The organism is Bradyrhizobium sp. USDA 3262 (assembly GCF_054060035.1).
Map to the genome: position 1 here is coordinate 650,382 of NZ_JBSSCT010000001.1, position 16,614 is coordinate 666,995.

The window sequence follows — 16,614 nt, forward strand, 5'->3', positions numbered from 1 at the left end:
ACGGCAGGCCACCGCACATAGGCCAATTTGGCCACCCCCGCCGCATTTGCGCATTCCTGCCCCGGCGTCGCGCCACAAGCCCGTCTCCCTCGACCTGCGTAAGCTCTCCCTCGCGAACAAAACAAAAAAGCCACAGGGAGGCTCACAATGATCTGGAAGGCCGTCACGGCAGCCGTCGCGCTTGCGCTCGCGACGCAGGTACACGCCGCCGAGAAGAAATATGGCACGGGCGCCAGCGACACCGAGATCAAGCTCGGACAGACCTCGCCATTCTCCGGCGCGGCGTCGGCCTACAGCGTGATCGCGAAGACGCAGGCCGCCTACTTCAGGATGATCAACGACCGGGGCGGTGTGAACGGGCGCAAGATCAACCTGATCACGCTCGACGACGGCTACTCGCCGCCGAAGACGGTGGAGCAGACCCGCAAGCTGGTCGAGCAGGAGGAGGTCGCCGCGATCCTCAATCCGCTGGGCACGCCGACGGGTTTAGCCGTGCGCAAATATCTCAACGACAAGAAAGTGCCGCAGCTGTTCGTCGGCGCCGGCGCCACGCTGTGGGGCGACTATCAGCATTATCCGTGGACGATCGGCTTCCAGCCGTCCTACCAGGCCGAGACCGCGGTCTACGCCAAATATGTGCTGACCAACAAGCCGGATGCGAAGATCGCGCTGTTCTACCAGAACGACGACGCCGGCAAGGATTACGGCAACGGCTTCAAGAAGGGGTTGGGGCCGGAGAACACCGCCAAGATGGTGGTGGCGGAGACGACCTATGAATCGACCGATCCGACGGTCGACAGCCAGATCGTGAAACTGAAATCCTCCGGCGCCAACGTGCTGTTCATGCACGCGATCCCCAAGCAGGCGGCGCAGGCGATCAAGAAGATCGGCGAGATCGGCTGGAAGCCGGACCTGTTCTTCCTCGCGGCGACCTCGACCTCGGTGTCCTCGGTGCTGAAGCCCGCCGGCTTCGACTATTCCAAGGACATCATCTCGTCCTACTCGCTGAAGGATCCGAACGATCCGCAATGGAAGGACGATAAGGACGTGATCGCCTGGCAGGACTTCATGAAGAAGTATTTTCCGGACGGCAATCTGCAGGACCAGCTGATCGTCTACGGCTATGTGGTGGCGGAGGCGACGGTGCAGGTGCTGAAGCAATGCGGCGACGACCTCACCCATGAGAACATCATGAAGCAGGCCGCCAACCTCGACATCGCGCTGCCGATGTTCCTGCCCGGCATCAAGGTGAAGACCTCGCCGACCGACTATTTCCCGGTGGAGGCGATGCGGCTGCAGAAGTTCAACGGCGAGACCTGGCAGCTGTTCGGCGACACGATCGGGAATGATTGAGAGAGGTTGTTGAACGCAATACGATCCACATCAAGATTGTCGTCCCTGCGAAAGCAGGGACCCATAACCACGAATGTCGGTGTGGCACGACGCTGGGGCCGCAGCCTTCTGCAACAACAGGCTGCGGTGGTTATGGTCCCGGCTCGCGCTTCGCTTGGCCGGGACGACGGGAGCTTAGACTCTCCGCTCCAACAACACCTTGAAATCCGCCCGCGCGCGCTGCGCCTCGGCGCGTGCGGCGTCCGAGGCATCGCCAAGACCAAAGTAGCCGTGAATCAGGCCCTCGCCGGCATGATAGGTCACCGGCACGCCGGCCGCCTGCAACGCCTCGGCGTAAGCGTGCCCCTCGTCGCGCAGCCGGTCGAACCAGGCTGTGGTGACGACGGCCGGCGCGACACCGGCAAGGCTCTTCGCGCGCAGCGGCGAGACGCGCCAGTCGGCGCCCTCAGCCTTGTCGGCGAGATAGTGCCCGCAGAACCACTGCATCGTCGCGCGCGTCAGGAAGTAGCCGTCCGCATTCTCGGCGCGTGACGGAAACCTGGCGTTCTCGCCCGCATCGGCGAAATTGCCGACCACATCGGTGACGGGATAGACCAGCAATTGCCCGGCGAGCCTGATGCCGGCGTCGCGGCAGGCGAGCGCTGACGTGGCGGCGAGATTGCCGCCTGCGGAATCGCCGGCAACGCCGACGCGGGCGAGATCGCCGCCGAACTCGTCGATCCGCGCGACCACGTCGCGGATCGCGGCGAACGCATCCTCGAACGCGCCGGGAAAGCGCGTCTCCGGCGGCCGGCGGTAATCGACCGAGATCACCACAGCGCCGGTGTCGATCACGAGGTTGCGGGCCTGGCGATCATGGGTCTCGAGATCGCCGGCGACCCAGCCGCCGCCATGGAAGAAAATCACGGTCGGCGCCGTGCCGCGGCCGTTGCGATAGAGCCGCGCGCCGAGCTTGCCGGCGGCGCCCGCGACCGCGATATCGCGCGCCACGTCGACCGGCGGCGGCGGCACCGCCTTGCGCGCCTCGGCCAGCGCGCGGAGCGAATCGCGACAGCTCTGCGGCGTCATGGTTTCGGGATCGCGCAGCGGCAGCAGCGGGATGATCTTCTCAATGACGGGGTCGAGCGGAAGCGGCATGGGAGTCCTTTAGTTCAAGTGAGCAACGATGGGGCAACTTGCTTCACCTCGCCCCGCTTGCGGGGAGAGGTCGGCGCGCAGCGCCGGGTGAGGGGGAATCTCCACGAGTCGAATGCGCGGACCGAGCGCCTCACCCCAACCCTCTCCCCGCAAGAGCGGGGAGAGGGAGAAGAAAACAGCGGGTGAGATGACTTCGTCAAAACTCTACCTGCTTCGAGAGCGCGCCGGCCTCGATCGCTGCGATCTGCAGCGCGATGAAGCGGCTGTAGATGCGGGCCTGCGAGAACGCGCCGCCGGCGAACCAGAGGCCGGGCTGCGGCGTGCGCGTCCACATGTTGCGCAGCTCTTGCGTCGCCTCGTCGAAGCCCCAGACCCGGCCGACGCGCGCGGCGACGTCCTCGCCGAACAATCTGCCGACCAGATGGTCCGGGCCCTTGTAGCCGGTGGCGAGCACGAACAGCTCGGCGGCGAGCGAGGTGCCGTCCTTCAGCGCAAGGCCGGTGGCGGTGATGTCAGCGATGTCGGCGGCCTGGATCAGGCGGATCTTGCCGTCGGCGATCAATTCGGAGCAGCCGACATTGAAGTAGTAGCCGCCGCCGCGGGAGCGGAATTTCAGCGGCCAGCCGGTGCCGTCCTCGCCGAATTCGAGCCGGAAGCCGGCGCGCTCCAGCCGCGACAGCAGCGGCGCATCGAGCCGCTTCACCTCGTCGGTGATGATCCGGTGCGCGATCTTCATCACCGGCAGCGGCACGCCGGAATTGAGGATGTCGCGCACCTCGATCGGCGGGCCGTCGCCGAGATAGGTCTTGTCGTAGAGCTGCGCCGGCTCGACATTGACCACCATGGTCGGGCTGCGCTGCACCATGGTGACGTCGGCGCCGGCGGCGTGCAGCTCCTGGCAGATGTCATGTGCGCTGGTGCCGGTGCCGAACACGACGACCGAGCGCCTTGCCCATTCGCGCCCGGCCGCGAACGCGCTGGAGTGCAGCACCTTCCCTTCGAAATTCTCGATGCCGTCGATCCTGGGGACGTTCGGCGTGCCGCAGACGCTGGTCGCGAGTACGATGTGCTTCGGATGCAGCGTACGCGGGCCGCTGGTCCCTTGCAGCGTCACCGTCCAGCGTTGCGCCGTGTCGTCATAGCGCGCGCCTTCGAACGAGGTCTCGGTCCAGAAGTCGAGCTCCATGATGTCGACATAGCTCTCCAGCCAGTTCGCGATCTTGTCCTTCGGGATGTAGTCCGGAAAGCTCGGCGGAAACGGCAGATAGCGAAACAGATTGACCGGCGTCTTGTTGTGCAGCTTGAGGCCGCGATAGCGCAGCCGCCAATTGTCGCCGATGCGCCGCTCGCGATCGACGATCAGGGCATCGAGCCCGATCCGCTTGCACTCGACCGCGGCCGCGATGCCGGCATGGCCGCCGCCGACGATCAGCACGTCAGGCTCGCGGTCGGCATAGGCGCGCGAGGCCTGCCGCTGCTCCAGCCAGTCGGGTGCGGCGAAATCGCGCGCGTGGGATAGCTCGGCAGCGCGATCGGTGCGCGCCTCGCAGATGCGGTTGAAGTCGAGCATCGTGGAGAACGTCCACGCCGCGGAATTTTCGCCCCTCTCAGGCAGCAGGCGGACCGCGCCGGTGCCGGCGCCATTCGACGTCTCGAAGGTGAAGACGGCCTCGATCACCTCGCGCCCGGCCACCACGGTCCGCCGCGGTATCAAGGCACGGTCATCGAGACGAAATCCGCTCGCGCCGACCGCGTCTGCGCGTGCAAGCAGCTCGGCCACGACGCGCTGCCGTCCGCTGAAGGTCGCAAACTGCCAGGAGATGCCGAAGATATTGCGCCAGTGGCTCTCGGGCGCAAACAGCGCGGCGAGAGCCTCGGCGGAGCGGCTCGCGAACGCCGCATCCAGCGCGCCGATCCATCGCTCGGCGGCAAGTTCAGGCGTGTCCTCGGTAGCCGGGTTCAGTCTGTCCAGCATGATCGTGCTTTCTCGGGAGCAGTTGCCGTCTATCTGACAACATGCTCCCGAAAAGCACAACCATCATGCCAAGACTCATGCAACGTGTTGCTGCAGCGATTCCGGCTCGGCCTCAGGCTCTTCACTGGCGGGCTCGGCCTGCGGCGCAGGTGCCGCGGCGAGTTCCGCTGCTATTTCCTTGGCTAATGCGGTGGCGCCGACATAGTCGGTCTTGCCGGTGCCGAGCAGCGGCACCTTGTCGACGACGCGGATATCGGCCGGCACCGCGAGCTCGGAGGCACCGACGCTCTTGGCCTGGCGCTGCATCGCGGCGCGGTCGGCGTCCTTCTGCGTGGTGAGCAGCACGATGCGTTCGCCCTTGCGCTGATCGGGCAGCGTGACCGCAACCGACATTGCCTGCGGCCAGATCGCAGCCGCGATCGCCTCCACCGCCGACAGCGAAACCATCTCGCCGGCGATCTTGGCGAAGCGCTTGGCACGGCCCTTGATGGCGATGAAGCCCTGCGCGTCGACCGTGACGATGTCGCCGGTGTCGTGCCAACCTTCAGGCAGCGGCTCCAGCACGCCGGGATTCTCGGCACGGAGATAGCCGAGCATCACGTTCGGGCCCTTCACCGACAGCCGGCCGCCTTCCTCGATGCCGGGGACCGGATCGAGGCGATACTGCATCAGCGGCGAGATGCGGCCGACGGTGCCCTGGCGGTTGGCCATCGGCGTGTTCATCGCCAGCACCGGCGCGGTCTCGGTGACGCCGTAGCCCTCGAGGATGCGGATGCCGTAGCGCTCCATGTAGATCTGCCGCGTGCGCTCCTTCACCGCCTCCGCACCGGCGATGACGAGCCGCAGCGTGCGGAAGTCATAGGCATGCGCCGAACGGGCGTAGCCGGTGAGGAAGGTGTCGGTGCCGAACAGGATCGTCGCGCCGGTCTGGTAGATCAGCTCGGGCACGATCCGGTAATGCAGCGGCGACGGATACATGAAGATCGGGATGCCGCCGAGGATCGGCATCATCATGCCGCCGGTCAAACCGAACGAGTGGAACACCGGCAGCACGTTGAACACCTTGTCGTTGGCATTGGCATCGACCCGCGCCAGCGCCTGTGCCGCGTTGGCGAGGATGTTGCGATGGGACAGCACGACGCCCTTCGGCGTGCCTTCCGACCCCGAGGTGAACAGGATGACCGCGGGATCGTTGGCCTTGCGGGCGACGCGCGGCGCGATGCCGGCGCGGAAGCCCGCGACCTTGTCGGCGAGGCCGATGCCGGCCCTGACGTCCTCGAGATAGACGACGCGCGCCTGGCCGGCGAGCGCCGCGATCAGCTTGTCGAGCTTGCCCTTCTCGATGAAGGCCTGCGAGGTCAGCACGGTCCTGACCTGCGCCGCCTTCATCGCCGCCAGCACGTTGACCGGACCGGCCGAGAAGTTCAGCATCGCCGGGACGCGGCCGATGGTCTGCAGCGCCATGAACACGACGGCGACGCCGGCCGAGTTCGGCAGCAGCACGCCGACATTCTCGCCGACCGCGGTGCCCTGCTCGAGCTTGCGGCTCAGCACCTGGGCGCCGAGGATCAGCTTGCGATAGGTCAGCTTGGTGCCGAGCGCATCCTCGATGATCGGCTTGCCGGTGTCGCGGTCGCGATAGGCGTGGCCGAGACCCTCGAACAGCGTATGGTCGAGCATCGCGTTCTGGACCATGGCGTTGATCATCACGTCCTGCAGCGCGGCGCCGGCGGCATTGCGGCGCGCCTTGCCCCTCAGCGACTGGTCGACCGGCAGCTTCACCGGCGGCAGGATCGAGATCGTCACCTTGGGGAACCAGGAGCGCTTGATCTCGCCATTCTTGAGATAGCTGAGATGCGAACGCTGCGCGCCCTCGATGCGGACCGGGACGACGACCGCATCGGCCTTGTCGGCGATCATCGCGGTGCCGTCATAGACCTTCATCAACGAACCGGAGACCGTGATGCGCCCTTCCGGGAAGATCACCACCGGCTCGCCGGCGGCGACCAGCTTGATCAGGTCGCGCGCGGCCAGCGGCTTCGACGGGTCCATCGTGTAATGCTTGATCATCTTCAGGAACGGCTTGGCCCACCACGCCTTGGAGATGCCGGTGTCGACCGCGAAGCTCGCATCGATCGGCAAGGTGGCGTGCAGCAGCGGGCCGTCGACCAGGCTGACATGGTTGGGCGCGATCAGCATCCGCGTGCCCGATGGCGGCAGGTTCTCCATGCCACGCACCTCGACGCGGAACAGCGCCCGGAACAGCAGCGCGCCGAAGTCGCGCACGCCTTCCTTGCCCCACTTGCTCAGCACGAACCAGACGGTGCCGAAGCTCGCGATCGCCAGGCCGAAGAAGATCCAGGCGATCGGCAGGCCGATATATTGCAGGGCGCCGACGAACACCGCGCCGGCGACCATGAAGCCGGCCTGCAGGATGTTGCCGGCGGCGATGATGCGGGCACGCTCTGACGGTGCGGTCCAGGCCTGCACGGCGGCAAATGACGGCACCACGAACAGGCCGCCGCCGAAGGCGAACAGGAAGAAGTCGGCTAGCATGCGGAAGCCGCCGAACGAGGTCGCGAACGCAGCCGCGGTGACATCTTTGCCGAGTGAGGTGGTGGCGATCGCCCAGGCGAGATCGAGGCCGATCACGCCCATCACGATGGCGCCGATCGGCACCAGCGCGAGATTCGGGCGGACATGGCTCAGCTGCGCGGCGAACAGCGAGCCGGCGGCGATGCCGATCGCGAACACGGCGAGGCACAGCGTGACCACGCCCTCGGTGCCGCCGACGCCCTCCTTGATCAGCGCGGGCAGCAGCGACAGCACGATCGCACCGACCATCCAGAACCAGGACACGATCACCATGCCGTCCCACAGCCGCGGCTCGGCATAGAGCGACTTCAACAGGCGCACGGTCGAGGTCCAGGGATTTTTGGTGATCGGCAGATCGGGCGCGGACGGCTGCGTCACCGGGATGCGCGATGCAAACGCCCAGGACAGCACCGACAGGCCGACCACGGCGGCACAGATCCAGCCCATGTGGCTAGCGCCGGCGACGAACATGCCACCCGCGATGGTGCCGATCAGGATCGCCATGAAGGTTGCGCCCTCGACCAGCGCGTTGCCGGTCGCGAGTTCGGACACCGACAGCTGGTCGGGCAGAACGGCATATTTCACCGGGCCGAACAGCGCGGCGACGATGCCGAACAGCGCCAGCGCGATGAACAGCAGCGGGATCGAATGGGTGAAGAAGCCGGCGGCGGCAAAGGCCGCGGCGAAGATCTCGAAGAACTTCAGCCGGCGGGCGACGACGGACTTGATGTAGCGGTCGGCGAGCTCGCCGCCGAGCGCCGACAGCACGAAGAACGGAGCGATGAACACCGCCCCCGCGAGCTGGACCAGCGCCGGCCCCTGCTCGTTGGCGACGCCATACAGCAGCATGATGACGAGCGCGTTCTTCAGCACGTTGTCGTTCAACGCCGAGCAGAACTGCGACCAGAACAGCGGCGCGAAGCGGCGGGACGTCATCAATTCCTTGATCATGACCGGTTCCTTGGGTTAGCGCGCACGGCGCTGGCAGGTCTGCGAATTCGGGTGGCCGAGAATGGTGAGCGTGGAGAAAATGACGGAGATGCCGCAGCCTTTAGTCTTTTCCGCAACGTATCGGTTCGAACCGGCGCAAAATCGGTCGCACCGGGACGTCGCGACATTGCCCGCCAGAGATGTACGAGACCTTATCCGGACCTGGGGTTGATCGACGCCGGACGGGCTCGCAGAGGACATGGTGAGCGCTTTGTTGAGGTTTCGCCGACAATTGCCGGGGGCCCGCTTCAGGTCAGTTCACTCAAGCCGCGGAACGGCGACCATCGGCAGCTGCGCGACTTGCAGCGGCCACCGCTCGCAGCCGCCGGGCGCGGCGCGCGCCGATCCGCGCGCCGCTGCTCCAGGACGCCTGCGACGTCGCAGGCACGGGCGATCCGCTCGATCGGCGCGGTCGCCAGATTGAGGACGGCGCGGCCGAAGCCCTTCACGAGCTCGATCGCGTCATCGACAAGGGTGGTGGTCAATTGAAGTGCTAGGGTCTGCATCTGAGTGGCCTCCTACGCCAACTTGAGCAACGCTCAAATTAGTAGTATGAAAATGAACATTGTTCAAGAAGAATCGCGACGAGATCGAAAAAGACTTCAGCGGCGGGCCCTGCTGATCGAGATTGCGCGCCGGTCAATCGCCACTAAAGGATTGAGATCACTCAAGGTTCGCGATGTCGCCGAGGCCGCCGGCTGCTCCATCGGGAGTGTCTATAATGAGTTCGGCGACTTCGACGGGTTGATCCTGACTGTGAACCGGGAGACCGTTCACGCCCTGACCATGCAGCTCAAGGCGGTCCCGTCCGACGATCCCCTGCGCCAGCTGCACGGGCTTGCCGACGCCTATCTCGGCTTCGCCACCGAACACGCCAATCTGCTGCGCTCGCTGTTCGAGCACCGGATGGAGGACGACCGGCCGTTTCCGGAAGACATTCTCACGATGGTGATGGACGCGTTCGCGCTGATGCATCCGCCGCTGGTGCGGCTGCTGCCCGATCGCGATCCCGGCGACATCGCGCTGCTGTCGCGGATGATGTTCTCCGCGGTCCACGGCATCATCTCGCTCGGCCTCGAGGAGCGCATGGTCGCGGTGCCGCCGGAAATGCTGCGCGAGCGGCTCGCGCAGTTCGTCGACACGCATCTGGCCGGATTGGGCGTCACGCGCGACGCGTAGCTGCGCGCGCAGACGCGATCGCGGCCGACGATCCGCACGGCGACATGCCGTCATCACGAACGATGCGATCAGGTTTGATTGCGGGCGACGTGCCCTGGGTGGGCAAGGGTCCAGAGCGGTTCGAGGAACACGATACTGGTACCTCCCTCGCGGAAGACGAGCTTGAACTCGATCCGTCCATCCGCGGTGATCGAGGCAGAATGCAGTCCCGTATTGCCGTCATAGCGCAAGACGTCGTCGAGGACATATCCGGTGAAGCCGCCGGAAAAGCCGGGTCCGGGTACACGGCTGTGCGGCATCGCCGGCCCGTTCACGAGATAGCCGGTCGCGACACCGTCCCGATCGACATTGGTGACGATCATCATGAATTGGCGGTGCGAATTGATCCATCCCTCATCGCTCACCCACACGCCGAGAAAGCGACGGACATTGTCCGGCACATCGCTTGTCGGCGCGCGAACGCGATAGGCGGGAAGCGGCAGTTGCTTCTCGGCGGCCAGCGCGGTGATCCGCTCGACATCCTGATCCGGCACGATGCCGTGATCCTGCGGCACAAGCCAGTGCGCCAATTCCGCCAGGGGATGCCACATCCCGTTGGCGATCGGCGGCGCGGATGCGAGTGATGCGAAGGCGATCACCGACAGGCCGGCGATCAGCAACCATCGGGGAAGCGCGGCCAAGCGCGCTGCAATGCCGCGGGGAGCGGACGTCCGGCGCGAGACGTTCTGCGATCCATGATCGTGCGGCGGCGTCAGCGGCCTGGCGTCGAGGCGATAGCCGCGGCGAGACACCGTCTTGATGATGCGGTGGTCATCATCGCGCAGCTTCAGGCGCAGCTCGCGGATACATTGGACGAGCGAGTCGTCCGAAACCGCGACGTTACCCCAGACCGCCTCGTGCAGATCCTGCTTGGATGCCAGCCGCCCGGCATTGCCGGCGAGATAGCCGAGCACCGCGAATGATTTCGGCCTGAGATCGAGATCGACGCCATCCACGCGGGCTACGCCGCGGGCGAGATCAAGCTCAAAGGAATCAAATATCAAAACGGAATCAGTCGCCGGGTCCATAGAGGTCACTCCATGCCCACAGACGGCACCAATCGGGAAAATTTAGCAGGAAATTCGCCGTTCTGTCACTTCTTCATCAGGACTTCCGTGCCGCGAAGCCGATAGTCGCGGATAGCCCGGCATCATTTCCGGGCTCACGGGAGGTTGGCCATGTCGAGCACCCGGTTTGCCGTATTGGTCGGGGCTGTTCTGGCGCTTGCGGCGGTGCGACCGGGACACACCCAGACGCAGGACGTCGTAAGGGTCGGGCTGGTGATGCCATTGACCGGCGTTCTGGGGCCGGTCGGCAAACAGGCGGTTGCCGGGGCGCGGCTCTACATGGCGCAACACGGCGACATGGTCGCCGGCCGCAAGATCGAATTGATCGTCCGGGACGATGCCAGCGTGCCCGACAACGCCAAGCGCATCGCGCAGGAGCTGATCGTCAACGACGAGGTCGCGATCCTCGGCGGCGGGCTGACGCCGAGCGTGCTGGCACTCGCGCCGCTAGCCAATGAGAGCAAGACGGCAACCGTCGTCATGGTATCGGGCACCTCGATCGTGACCGAACGGTCGCCTTACTTCGTGCGCACCAGCTGGACGCACGCGCAGCAGGCCAGCGTGCTGGCGGATTGGGCGGCGCGGAACGGATCGAAACGGGTCACCATCATCGCGTCCGACTGGGCACCCGGGCGCGAAGCCGCCGGCGTATTTTCGGCGAGCTTCACCGTGGCCGGCGGAACGATCGTCGAAGCGCTGAAAGTGCCGCTGGCCAACCCCGATTTCGCGCCGTTCCTGCAGCGCGCGCGGGATGGCAATCCCGACACCCTGTTCATTTTTGTCCCGACAAGCCAGGCCGGTATCCTGGCCAAGCAGTTTGTCGAGCGCGGGCTCGACAAGAGCGGGATCAAGCTGATCGGCCCCGGCGACATCGCCGACGACGAGGACCTGCCGGGTATGAGCGATGCGATGATCGGCATGATCACGGCGGGGTTCTACTCCGCCGCGCATCCATCGGACCTGAACCGCGACTATGTCGCCGCCTTCCGCAAGGCCAACGCGAATGTTCGACCGAACTTCATCAGCGTCAGCGCCTATGACGGCATGCATCTGATTTACGAGGCGCTGAAGGTGACCGGCGGCAAGACCAATGGCGATGCGTTGGTCGACGCCATGAAGGGCATGGCCTGGGAAAGCCCGCGCGGCCCGATGTCGATCGACCCGAAGACGCGCGAGGTCGTCCACGACATCTACATTCGCAAGGTCGAGAAGGTCGGCGGCGAGCTCTACAGCGTCGAGCAGGAGACGTTCAAGGCGGTCAAGGATCCCACCAAGGTCGCGAACAGATAAGGGAGGCGGAGTAGCAGCTGATCCGGCGCGGCGTAGCCTTTGCGGTGTCCCGGCATAGCGGGTGACGGCCGACACCCGACTTGCGTCCAGACCGTTCCCCCTCCCACACGACCGATTTCGAGCCAGGAAACCAGCCTCGTCCAGCACCAGTTCGATGCCTCACGCGCGCGCCCGCGCGATCGTACCGCCGACGATCTGCATCGCAACGCCGAGCACCCAGCCCGCCATGATAGCCGCGGTCCAGCCGATGTCCGGCTCGCTGCGCAGCACGACGACGCCAACCGAGAAGAAGGCGACCATCGTCGCGAGGAAGGTCCCGATCGCGCCGAGCAGCTCCGCCGCGTCGATTTTGCGCATCGACGCCGTATCTTTCGGATGGAACAGCTTGGGCGGCGTATCGATGCCGAGATAGAAGCCGATCGCGCCGCCCAGCATCATGATGAGCAGGAACGCCTGCGAGGTCAGCGCCGAGACGCTCGAGCCGACATGGATGGCGACAAACAGACCGCTTGCAGCTCCCGCCAAAGCAAGACCGAAGCGCTCAAGGACATGGGCAAATTTTCTGACGTGGCTGCGCATCGCTATGCCTCATCAATGAATTGCGCCGCGATTAGGCTAGGCCTTTTCGCAGCAACGCGAAAGCCGTCACCTCTCACATGGCCGCGACCACGTGACGCTTTGTGCGCCAGTTCACACCTATCGCGGCATGGAATGATTAAAGAGCGATCAAAGGTAGCAATCGATCCGGTCCCTGCTACGCTGCGTCATCCGCTTCATTCGTTTCAGCGAGCGTCTTTCAATGCCGAGTCCGAAGATCATTATTCTGTCCGATGGCACCGGCAACGCCGCTTCCAGCGTCTGGCGCACCAATGTCTGGCGGATATTCCAGTCGCTCGATTTGCAGGGCAATACGCAGGCCGCCAAGTATGACGACGGCGTCGGCACGTCGAAATTCATTCCGCTTGCTCTGCTCGGCGGCGCCTTCGGTTACGGTCTCAAGCGCAATATCCTCGACGCCTACAAGTTCATCTGCCGGAACTACGACCACGAGAACGATTCGAAGATCTACCTGTTCGGATTCAGCCGCGGCGCATTCACCGTGCGCACGCTCGCGGCACTCATCCTCGATCAGGGCCTGATCGTCGCGGACACCGAATCCGAACTGCACGACGGCGCGGTGAAGGCCTATCGCGCATACCGGGCCGAGGGCTACCACTCGATCTGGCGCATCGAGGTGCTGTTCCGCGCATTGCGCGACTATGTCCTCGTGCCGGTGCTGGACCGCCTGCAAGGCAACAAACCCTATGCGGAGATCGCCCGCAAACCGGTCCCTGCGATCGAATTCATCGGCATCTGGGATACCGTCGCGGCCTATGGCCTGCCGATCGACGAGATGACGCGCGGCATCTCGAACTGGGTGTGGCCGCTTGAATTGCCGAACCGGATTCTCAGCCCAAAGGTCAAGTGCGCGCGGCACGCGCTTGCACTCGACGACGAGCGCACGACCTTTCATCCGGTGCTCTGGACCGAGCAGGAGCCGGGACAGCCCGCACCGGCGGTGCCGGCCAGCATCGATGGCGAGCGCCTCGTCCAGGTCTGGTTCGTCGGAATGCATGCCAATGTCGGCGGCGGCTATCCGGACGACGCCGTCGCCTTCGTGCCGCTGGCCTGGCTGGTCGACGAAGCCGTCAAGCGCGGCCTCGCATTCAAGAGCGCACCGGCCGCCGACCCCGATGCGATCAAATCAATCAAGTCCTCCGAAGACAAGGATGGCCGCCTCTACGATTCGCGGGCGGGCCTCGGCGCGTATTACCGATACGGTCCGCGCAAGGTCGCCGACCTCTGCAACGATCCCTATGCCGGCGTCAGCGTGCCGATGCCGAAAATCCACGAGAGCGTGTTCGAGCGGATCGACAGCGGCGCCAATGCCTACGCCCCGATCGGACTTCCGCCGAACTACGTGGTCGTCTCGCGCAGCGGCCAGGTCACCCCGCTGGGCGCAACAACATTCGAGACGCCCGCCGGCGCGCCGGCGCGTTATGCCGCGCAGGAGAAGCTGTGGAATTACGTCTGGATGCGCCGGATCGCCTACTTCGCCACGCTGGCGGCGTCGCTTCATCTGGCGGCGTTCTGGCTGTTCCACAACCAGCACAAGGAGCACGAGTTCAGCTCACCTGTCAGGATGATTTCGGAGCTGGTGCGCTTCGTTCAATCGTTCCTGCCCGATTCCTTTCATTGGTGGACCGATTGGTACGCCGGCAATCCGGAATGGTTCGCCGGCGGCATCATCGCTGTTTTCGCGCTGATGGCGGTGGGCAGTTCGCTCAGCGCAACCATCAGCGACCGGATGCGGATCATCTGGCGCAACCGCGCGAGCCCGGCGCCGCTCTCCGGGTTCATGCACAATGCGATCTATCGATTCCGCACCAGTGTGATCTATCAGTGGGTCCTCAATGTCGGAAAGCGACATGTCGTTCCGTTTGCACTGACAGCCTTGCTGGTCTGGTTCGGCGCAACGCTGCTCAGCCATTTCCTGTTCAATGCCTTCGATTCCATGGGCGCCTTCTGCACGGGGACCGCCGCCGACAAGCTGGTCGCTGTCGACAAGGGCATCCCGCAGGATGCGGCCGACTTCGACACCAGCGCGATCTGCGCGCCGACCGGCCTCAAGGTGCGCACGGGGTTCAAGTACGAGATCGCGATCACGATGTCGGAGCCATGGGAGGACGCCGGCCGCGCGGTGACGCCGATCGGGTACCGGACCTCGACCATCGAAGGCACAAAGCAGTTGCGCGGCTATTTCGCGATCTTCCTGCGGCGGATCCTGTTCCGGCCATGGTTCAGGCTGATCGCGCGGGTCGGCGAGACCGGCGTCGACGAGTATTTCCTCGACCCCCTGCCGGTGTCGAACACCGACCCGCAGGTCTACAGAGCGAGGTTCACCGCCGATCGCAGCGGCGAGATCTTCCTCTATGTCAACCAGGCCGTCATCGGCCTCCCCTGGGTCTGCGGATGGTTCTACGGCGACCATAAGGGCAAGGCGAAGGTCACGGTGCGGTTGCTGTAGTGAGCCGCGATCGGGCCCACAGCATCGCGGCCCAACGGGTGCGCACGGCGTAATCGATCTGTGATCCTGCCGACAGATCCGGTTGTATATTGTCTGGCATACTCTCCTTGCTAGATCAGCTGCCCCGACGCCCGGAACGATCCGACGCGACTCCAGGGATCGCCGGGCGACGTTGACGCGCCAGGTTCATATCGACCGGATATTTCTCATCAGGGATTTGGAGGCATCACCATGATTTCCACCATTCAGGCGTTCCCGACCACCGACGGCATCTTCGTGGTCTGGGAGGTCGCGGCAATGATCCCGGACTGTCTCGGCTTTGCGCTGTATCGTCAGCAGCAGGGCAAAAGTGCAACCGTGGTCGACACCTGGGTCGGGTTCGAGGACCAGGCGCAAGGCCACAAGCCGGGCGAACATCGGCCGAGCACCGAATGGCCGGTGCAGAAGACGAACTGGACCGATTTCCTGGCGCCAATCGACGCGCCGGTCCGCTATGGCGTCGTTCCGGTTCTCAAGGACGGCGCCACCAAGGTGAAGCCCGCCTACAGCGCGCCGGCGCAATGGACCGAATACGTCTCCGCAATGCCCTCGGGCCCGCTGAAGCCCTGGTTCAACCGCGGCACGATCTCGGCGCAATGGCTGTCGCGCGCGATCGGCAAGGACAAGAAGCCGGCGCAAACCCTGGAGAAGGCGATCTCGACCAAGGGCAACAAGATCCGCGACTTCCTCAAGGGCCAGCTCGGCGCCCGCCTGCTGGCGCTGTTGGCCGATGCCAAAAAGAGCAAGCGCGACGTCTATCTCGCGCTCTACGAGCTCAACGACCCTGAGCTGATCGCCGCGCTGACCGCGATGAAGGGCAAGGCGCACGTCGTGCTTGGGAACAGCACCGGCAAGTCCGACGCTACCGCCAAGGACACCGAGAAGAACGCCGGCGTGCTGAAGAAGGCCGGCGTCGACATCGTCCGCCGCAAGATTGCGCCGAGCCGCTACGCCCACAACAAGTTCGCGGTGTTCTGCGACGGCGCGCAGAAGCCGAAGGTGGTCTGGACGGGCAGCACCAACTGGACCCGGACCGGGCTGTGCACCCAGAACAACAACGGGCTCGAGATCACTGACGACAAGGTCGCCGCGGCCTATCACGACCATTGGACGGCGATCTACGCCGACGGCAGCAAGTCGCCGAAGGCGCTGGCCGTGGCCGGCGATCACGAATGGCCTTTCACCATCGGCGAGTCGAAGGTCAGCGTCTGGTTCACGCCCACCACCAAGAGCGGCGACCTCAAGGAAGCCACCAAGATGATCGAGGACACCGAGCATGGCGCGGTGTGCCTGATGCTCAATCCCGGCAACAAAGGCTTGCTCGGCCCGATTCTGGAGAAGGCGCAGGACAAGAAGCTCTATGTGCGCGGGGTGCTCAACAATTTCCCGGCGCAGGGCAAGGACAGTCCGAAGGATCAGCTGCAGCTCTTGGCCGGTGACGGACAGCAGCAGGTCTTCAAGGGCAAGCAGATCGCCGACGTGATCCGGCCGGCCGGCATCGACAAGACCGCGGACTGGTGGGAGCACGAGATCAAGAACACCGGCAAATTCATGATCGCCGTGCACAGCAAGGTGATCGTGCTGGATCCGGCCGGCAAGAACCCGGTGGTCATGACCGGCTCGCACAATTTCTCCGACCGCGCCAGCACCAAGAACGACGACAACCTCGTCATCATCAGGGGCGATTCGCAGCTGGCGCTGACCTATGCCGCGCGCATCGTCAGCATCTACGGCCAGTATCGCTGGCAGGCCTGGCGCAACACGCCGGAGGGCCAGAAGGACAAGGGTCTGAAGCGCAGCGACGCCTGGCTGAGCAACCGCATCGGCAAGGGCTGGGCGGAGATCGAAACGCGGTTCTGGCTCGGCACCACCTGACGCCGGCG

The 16,614-nt window shown here is 64.9% G+C and carries 11 protein-coding genes; 5 read left to right on the top strand and 6 right to left on the bottom strand.

Features of this window, described 5'->3' with window-relative positions; genetic code table 11:
• Nucleotides 1-147: 147 nt before the first annotated feature.
• Entirely contained in the window at nt 148-1,353 is a 1,206-nt protein-coding gene (locus tag ACVWYP_RS03065; protein WP_304497692.1) for an ABC transporter substrate-binding protein, read from the top strand.
• A gap of 174 nt (nt 1,354-1,527) precedes the next feature.
• Here ACVWYP_RS03065 and ACVWYP_RS03070 read toward each other — a convergent pair whose 3' ends face one another.
• The 4 genes from ACVWYP_RS03070 to ACVWYP_RS03085 all read right to left on the bottom strand — a co-directional run bounded on the left by ACVWYP_RS03070 (nt 1,528) and on the right by ACVWYP_RS03085 (nt 8,556).
• Entirely contained in the window at nt 1,528-2,490 is a 963-nt protein-coding gene (locus tag ACVWYP_RS03070; RefSeq protein ID WP_304497693.1) for an alpha/beta hydrolase, read from the bottom strand.
• A 196-nt stretch (nt 2,491-2,686) separates the two neighbouring features.
• A complete protein-coding gene (locus tag ACVWYP_RS03075; RefSeq protein WP_304497694.1) occupies nt 2,687-4,465 on the bottom strand; it encodes an NAD(P)-binding domain-containing protein in 1,779 nt (592 codons plus the stop codon).
• 75 nt (nt 4,466-4,540) lie between these two features.
• Nucleotides 4,541-8,011 (bottom strand): acyl-[ACP]--phospholipid O-acyltransferase, encoded by a 3,471-nt coding sequence (locus ACVWYP_RS03080; protein ID WP_304497695.1) that lies wholly within the window; start codon nt 8,009-8,011, stop codon nt 4,541-4,543.
• A 287-nt stretch (nt 8,012-8,298) separates the two neighbouring features.
• A complete protein-coding gene (locus ACVWYP_RS03085; protein WP_304497696.1) occupies nt 8,299-8,556 on the bottom strand; it encodes a hypothetical protein in 258 nt (85 codons plus the stop codon).
• Between the two features lie 52 nt (nt 8,557-8,608).
• Between ACVWYP_RS03085 and ACVWYP_RS03090 the strand changes: the two genes are divergently transcribed.
• Nucleotides 8,609-9,229, top strand: a complete 621-nt coding sequence (locus tag ACVWYP_RS03090) for a TetR/AcrR family transcriptional regulator (RefSeq protein WP_304500424.1) — start codon at nt 8,609-8,611, stop codon at nt 9,227-9,229.
• A gap of 68 nt (nt 9,230-9,297) precedes the next feature.
• On the opposite strand, the gene ACVWYP_RS03095 is transcribed toward ACVWYP_RS03090, so the two are convergent.
• The gene (locus ACVWYP_RS03095) at nt 9,298-10,296 is read right to left on the bottom strand and encodes a winged helix-turn-helix domain-containing protein (RefSeq protein ID WP_304497697.1); all 999 of its coding nucleotides are present in this window, start codon (nt 10,294-10,296) and stop codon (nt 9,298-9,300) included.
• Between the two features lie 150 nt (nt 10,297-10,446).
• Here ACVWYP_RS03095 and ACVWYP_RS03100 point away from each other — a divergent pair, with 150 nt between their 5' ends.
• Nucleotides 10,447-11,625, top strand: a complete 1,179-nt coding sequence (locus ACVWYP_RS03100; protein WP_304497698.1) for an ABC transporter substrate-binding protein — start codon at nt 10,447-10,449, stop codon at nt 11,623-11,625.
• A 159-nt stretch (nt 11,626-11,784) separates the two neighbouring features.
• Here ACVWYP_RS03100 and ACVWYP_RS03105 read toward each other — a convergent pair whose 3' ends face one another.
• A complete protein-coding gene (locus tag ACVWYP_RS03105; RefSeq protein WP_028343281.1) occupies nt 11,785-12,204 on the bottom strand; it encodes a hypothetical protein in 420 nt (139 codons plus the stop codon).
• Between the two features lie 220 nt (nt 12,205-12,424).
• Here ACVWYP_RS03105 and ACVWYP_RS03110 point away from each other — a divergent pair, with 220 nt between their 5' ends.
• On the top strand, nt 12,425-14,692 hold the full coding sequence (locus ACVWYP_RS03110; protein WP_304497699.1) for a DUF2235 domain-containing protein: 2,268 nt from the start codon (nt 12,425-12,427) through the stop codon (nt 14,690-14,692).
• 231 nt (nt 14,693-14,923) lie between these two features.
• The gene (locus ACVWYP_RS03115; protein ID WP_453945779.1) at nt 14,924-16,606 is read left to right on the top strand and encodes a phospholipase D-like domain-containing protein; all 1,683 of its coding nucleotides are present in this window, start codon (nt 14,924-14,926) and stop codon (nt 16,604-16,606) included.
• The last annotated feature ends 8 nt before the right edge of the window (nt 16,607-16,614 follow it).

What these genes read in the sequence shown, in the direction of transcription:
- ACVWYP_RS03065 (WP_304497692.1), top strand. Translation starts at nt 148, where the DNA reads ATGATCTGGAAGGCCGTCACGGCAGCCGTCGCGCTTGCGCTCGCGACG.
- ACVWYP_RS03070 (WP_304497693.1), bottom strand. Translation starts at nt 2,490, where the DNA reads ATGCCGCTTCCGCTCGACCCCGTCATTGAGAAGATCATCCCGCTGCTG.
- ACVWYP_RS03075 (WP_304497694.1), bottom strand. Translation starts at nt 4,465, where the DNA reads ATGCTGGACAGACTGAACCCGGCTACCGAGGACACGCCTGAACTTGCC.
- ACVWYP_RS03080 (WP_304497695.1), bottom strand. Translation starts at nt 8,011, where the DNA reads ATGATCAAGGAATTGATGACGTCCCGCCGCTTCGCGCCGCTGTTCTGG.
- ACVWYP_RS03085 (WP_304497696.1), bottom strand. Translation starts at nt 8,556, where the DNA reads ATGCAGACCCTAGCACTTCAATTGACCACCACCCTTGTCGATGACGCG.
- ACVWYP_RS03090 (WP_304500424.1), top strand. Translation starts at nt 8,609, where the DNA reads ATGAACATTGTTCAAGAAGAATCGCGACGAGATCGAAAAAGACTTCAG.
- ACVWYP_RS03095 (WP_304497697.1), bottom strand. Translation starts at nt 10,296, where the DNA reads ATGGACCCGGCGACTGATTCCGTTTTGATATTTGATTCCTTTGAGCTT.
- ACVWYP_RS03100 (WP_304497698.1), top strand. Translation starts at nt 10,447, where the DNA reads ATGTCGAGCACCCGGTTTGCCGTATTGGTCGGGGCTGTTCTGGCGCTT.
- ACVWYP_RS03105 (WP_028343281.1), bottom strand. Translation starts at nt 12,204, where the DNA reads ATGCGCAGCCACGTCAGAAAATTTGCCCATGTCCTTGAGCGCTTCGGT.
- ACVWYP_RS03110 (WP_304497699.1), top strand. Translation starts at nt 12,425, where the DNA reads ATGCCGAGTCCGAAGATCATTATTCTGTCCGATGGCACCGGCAACGCC.
- ACVWYP_RS03115 (WP_453945779.1), top strand. Translation starts at nt 14,924, where the DNA reads ATGATTTCCACCATTCAGGCGTTCCCGACCACCGACGGCATCTTCGTG.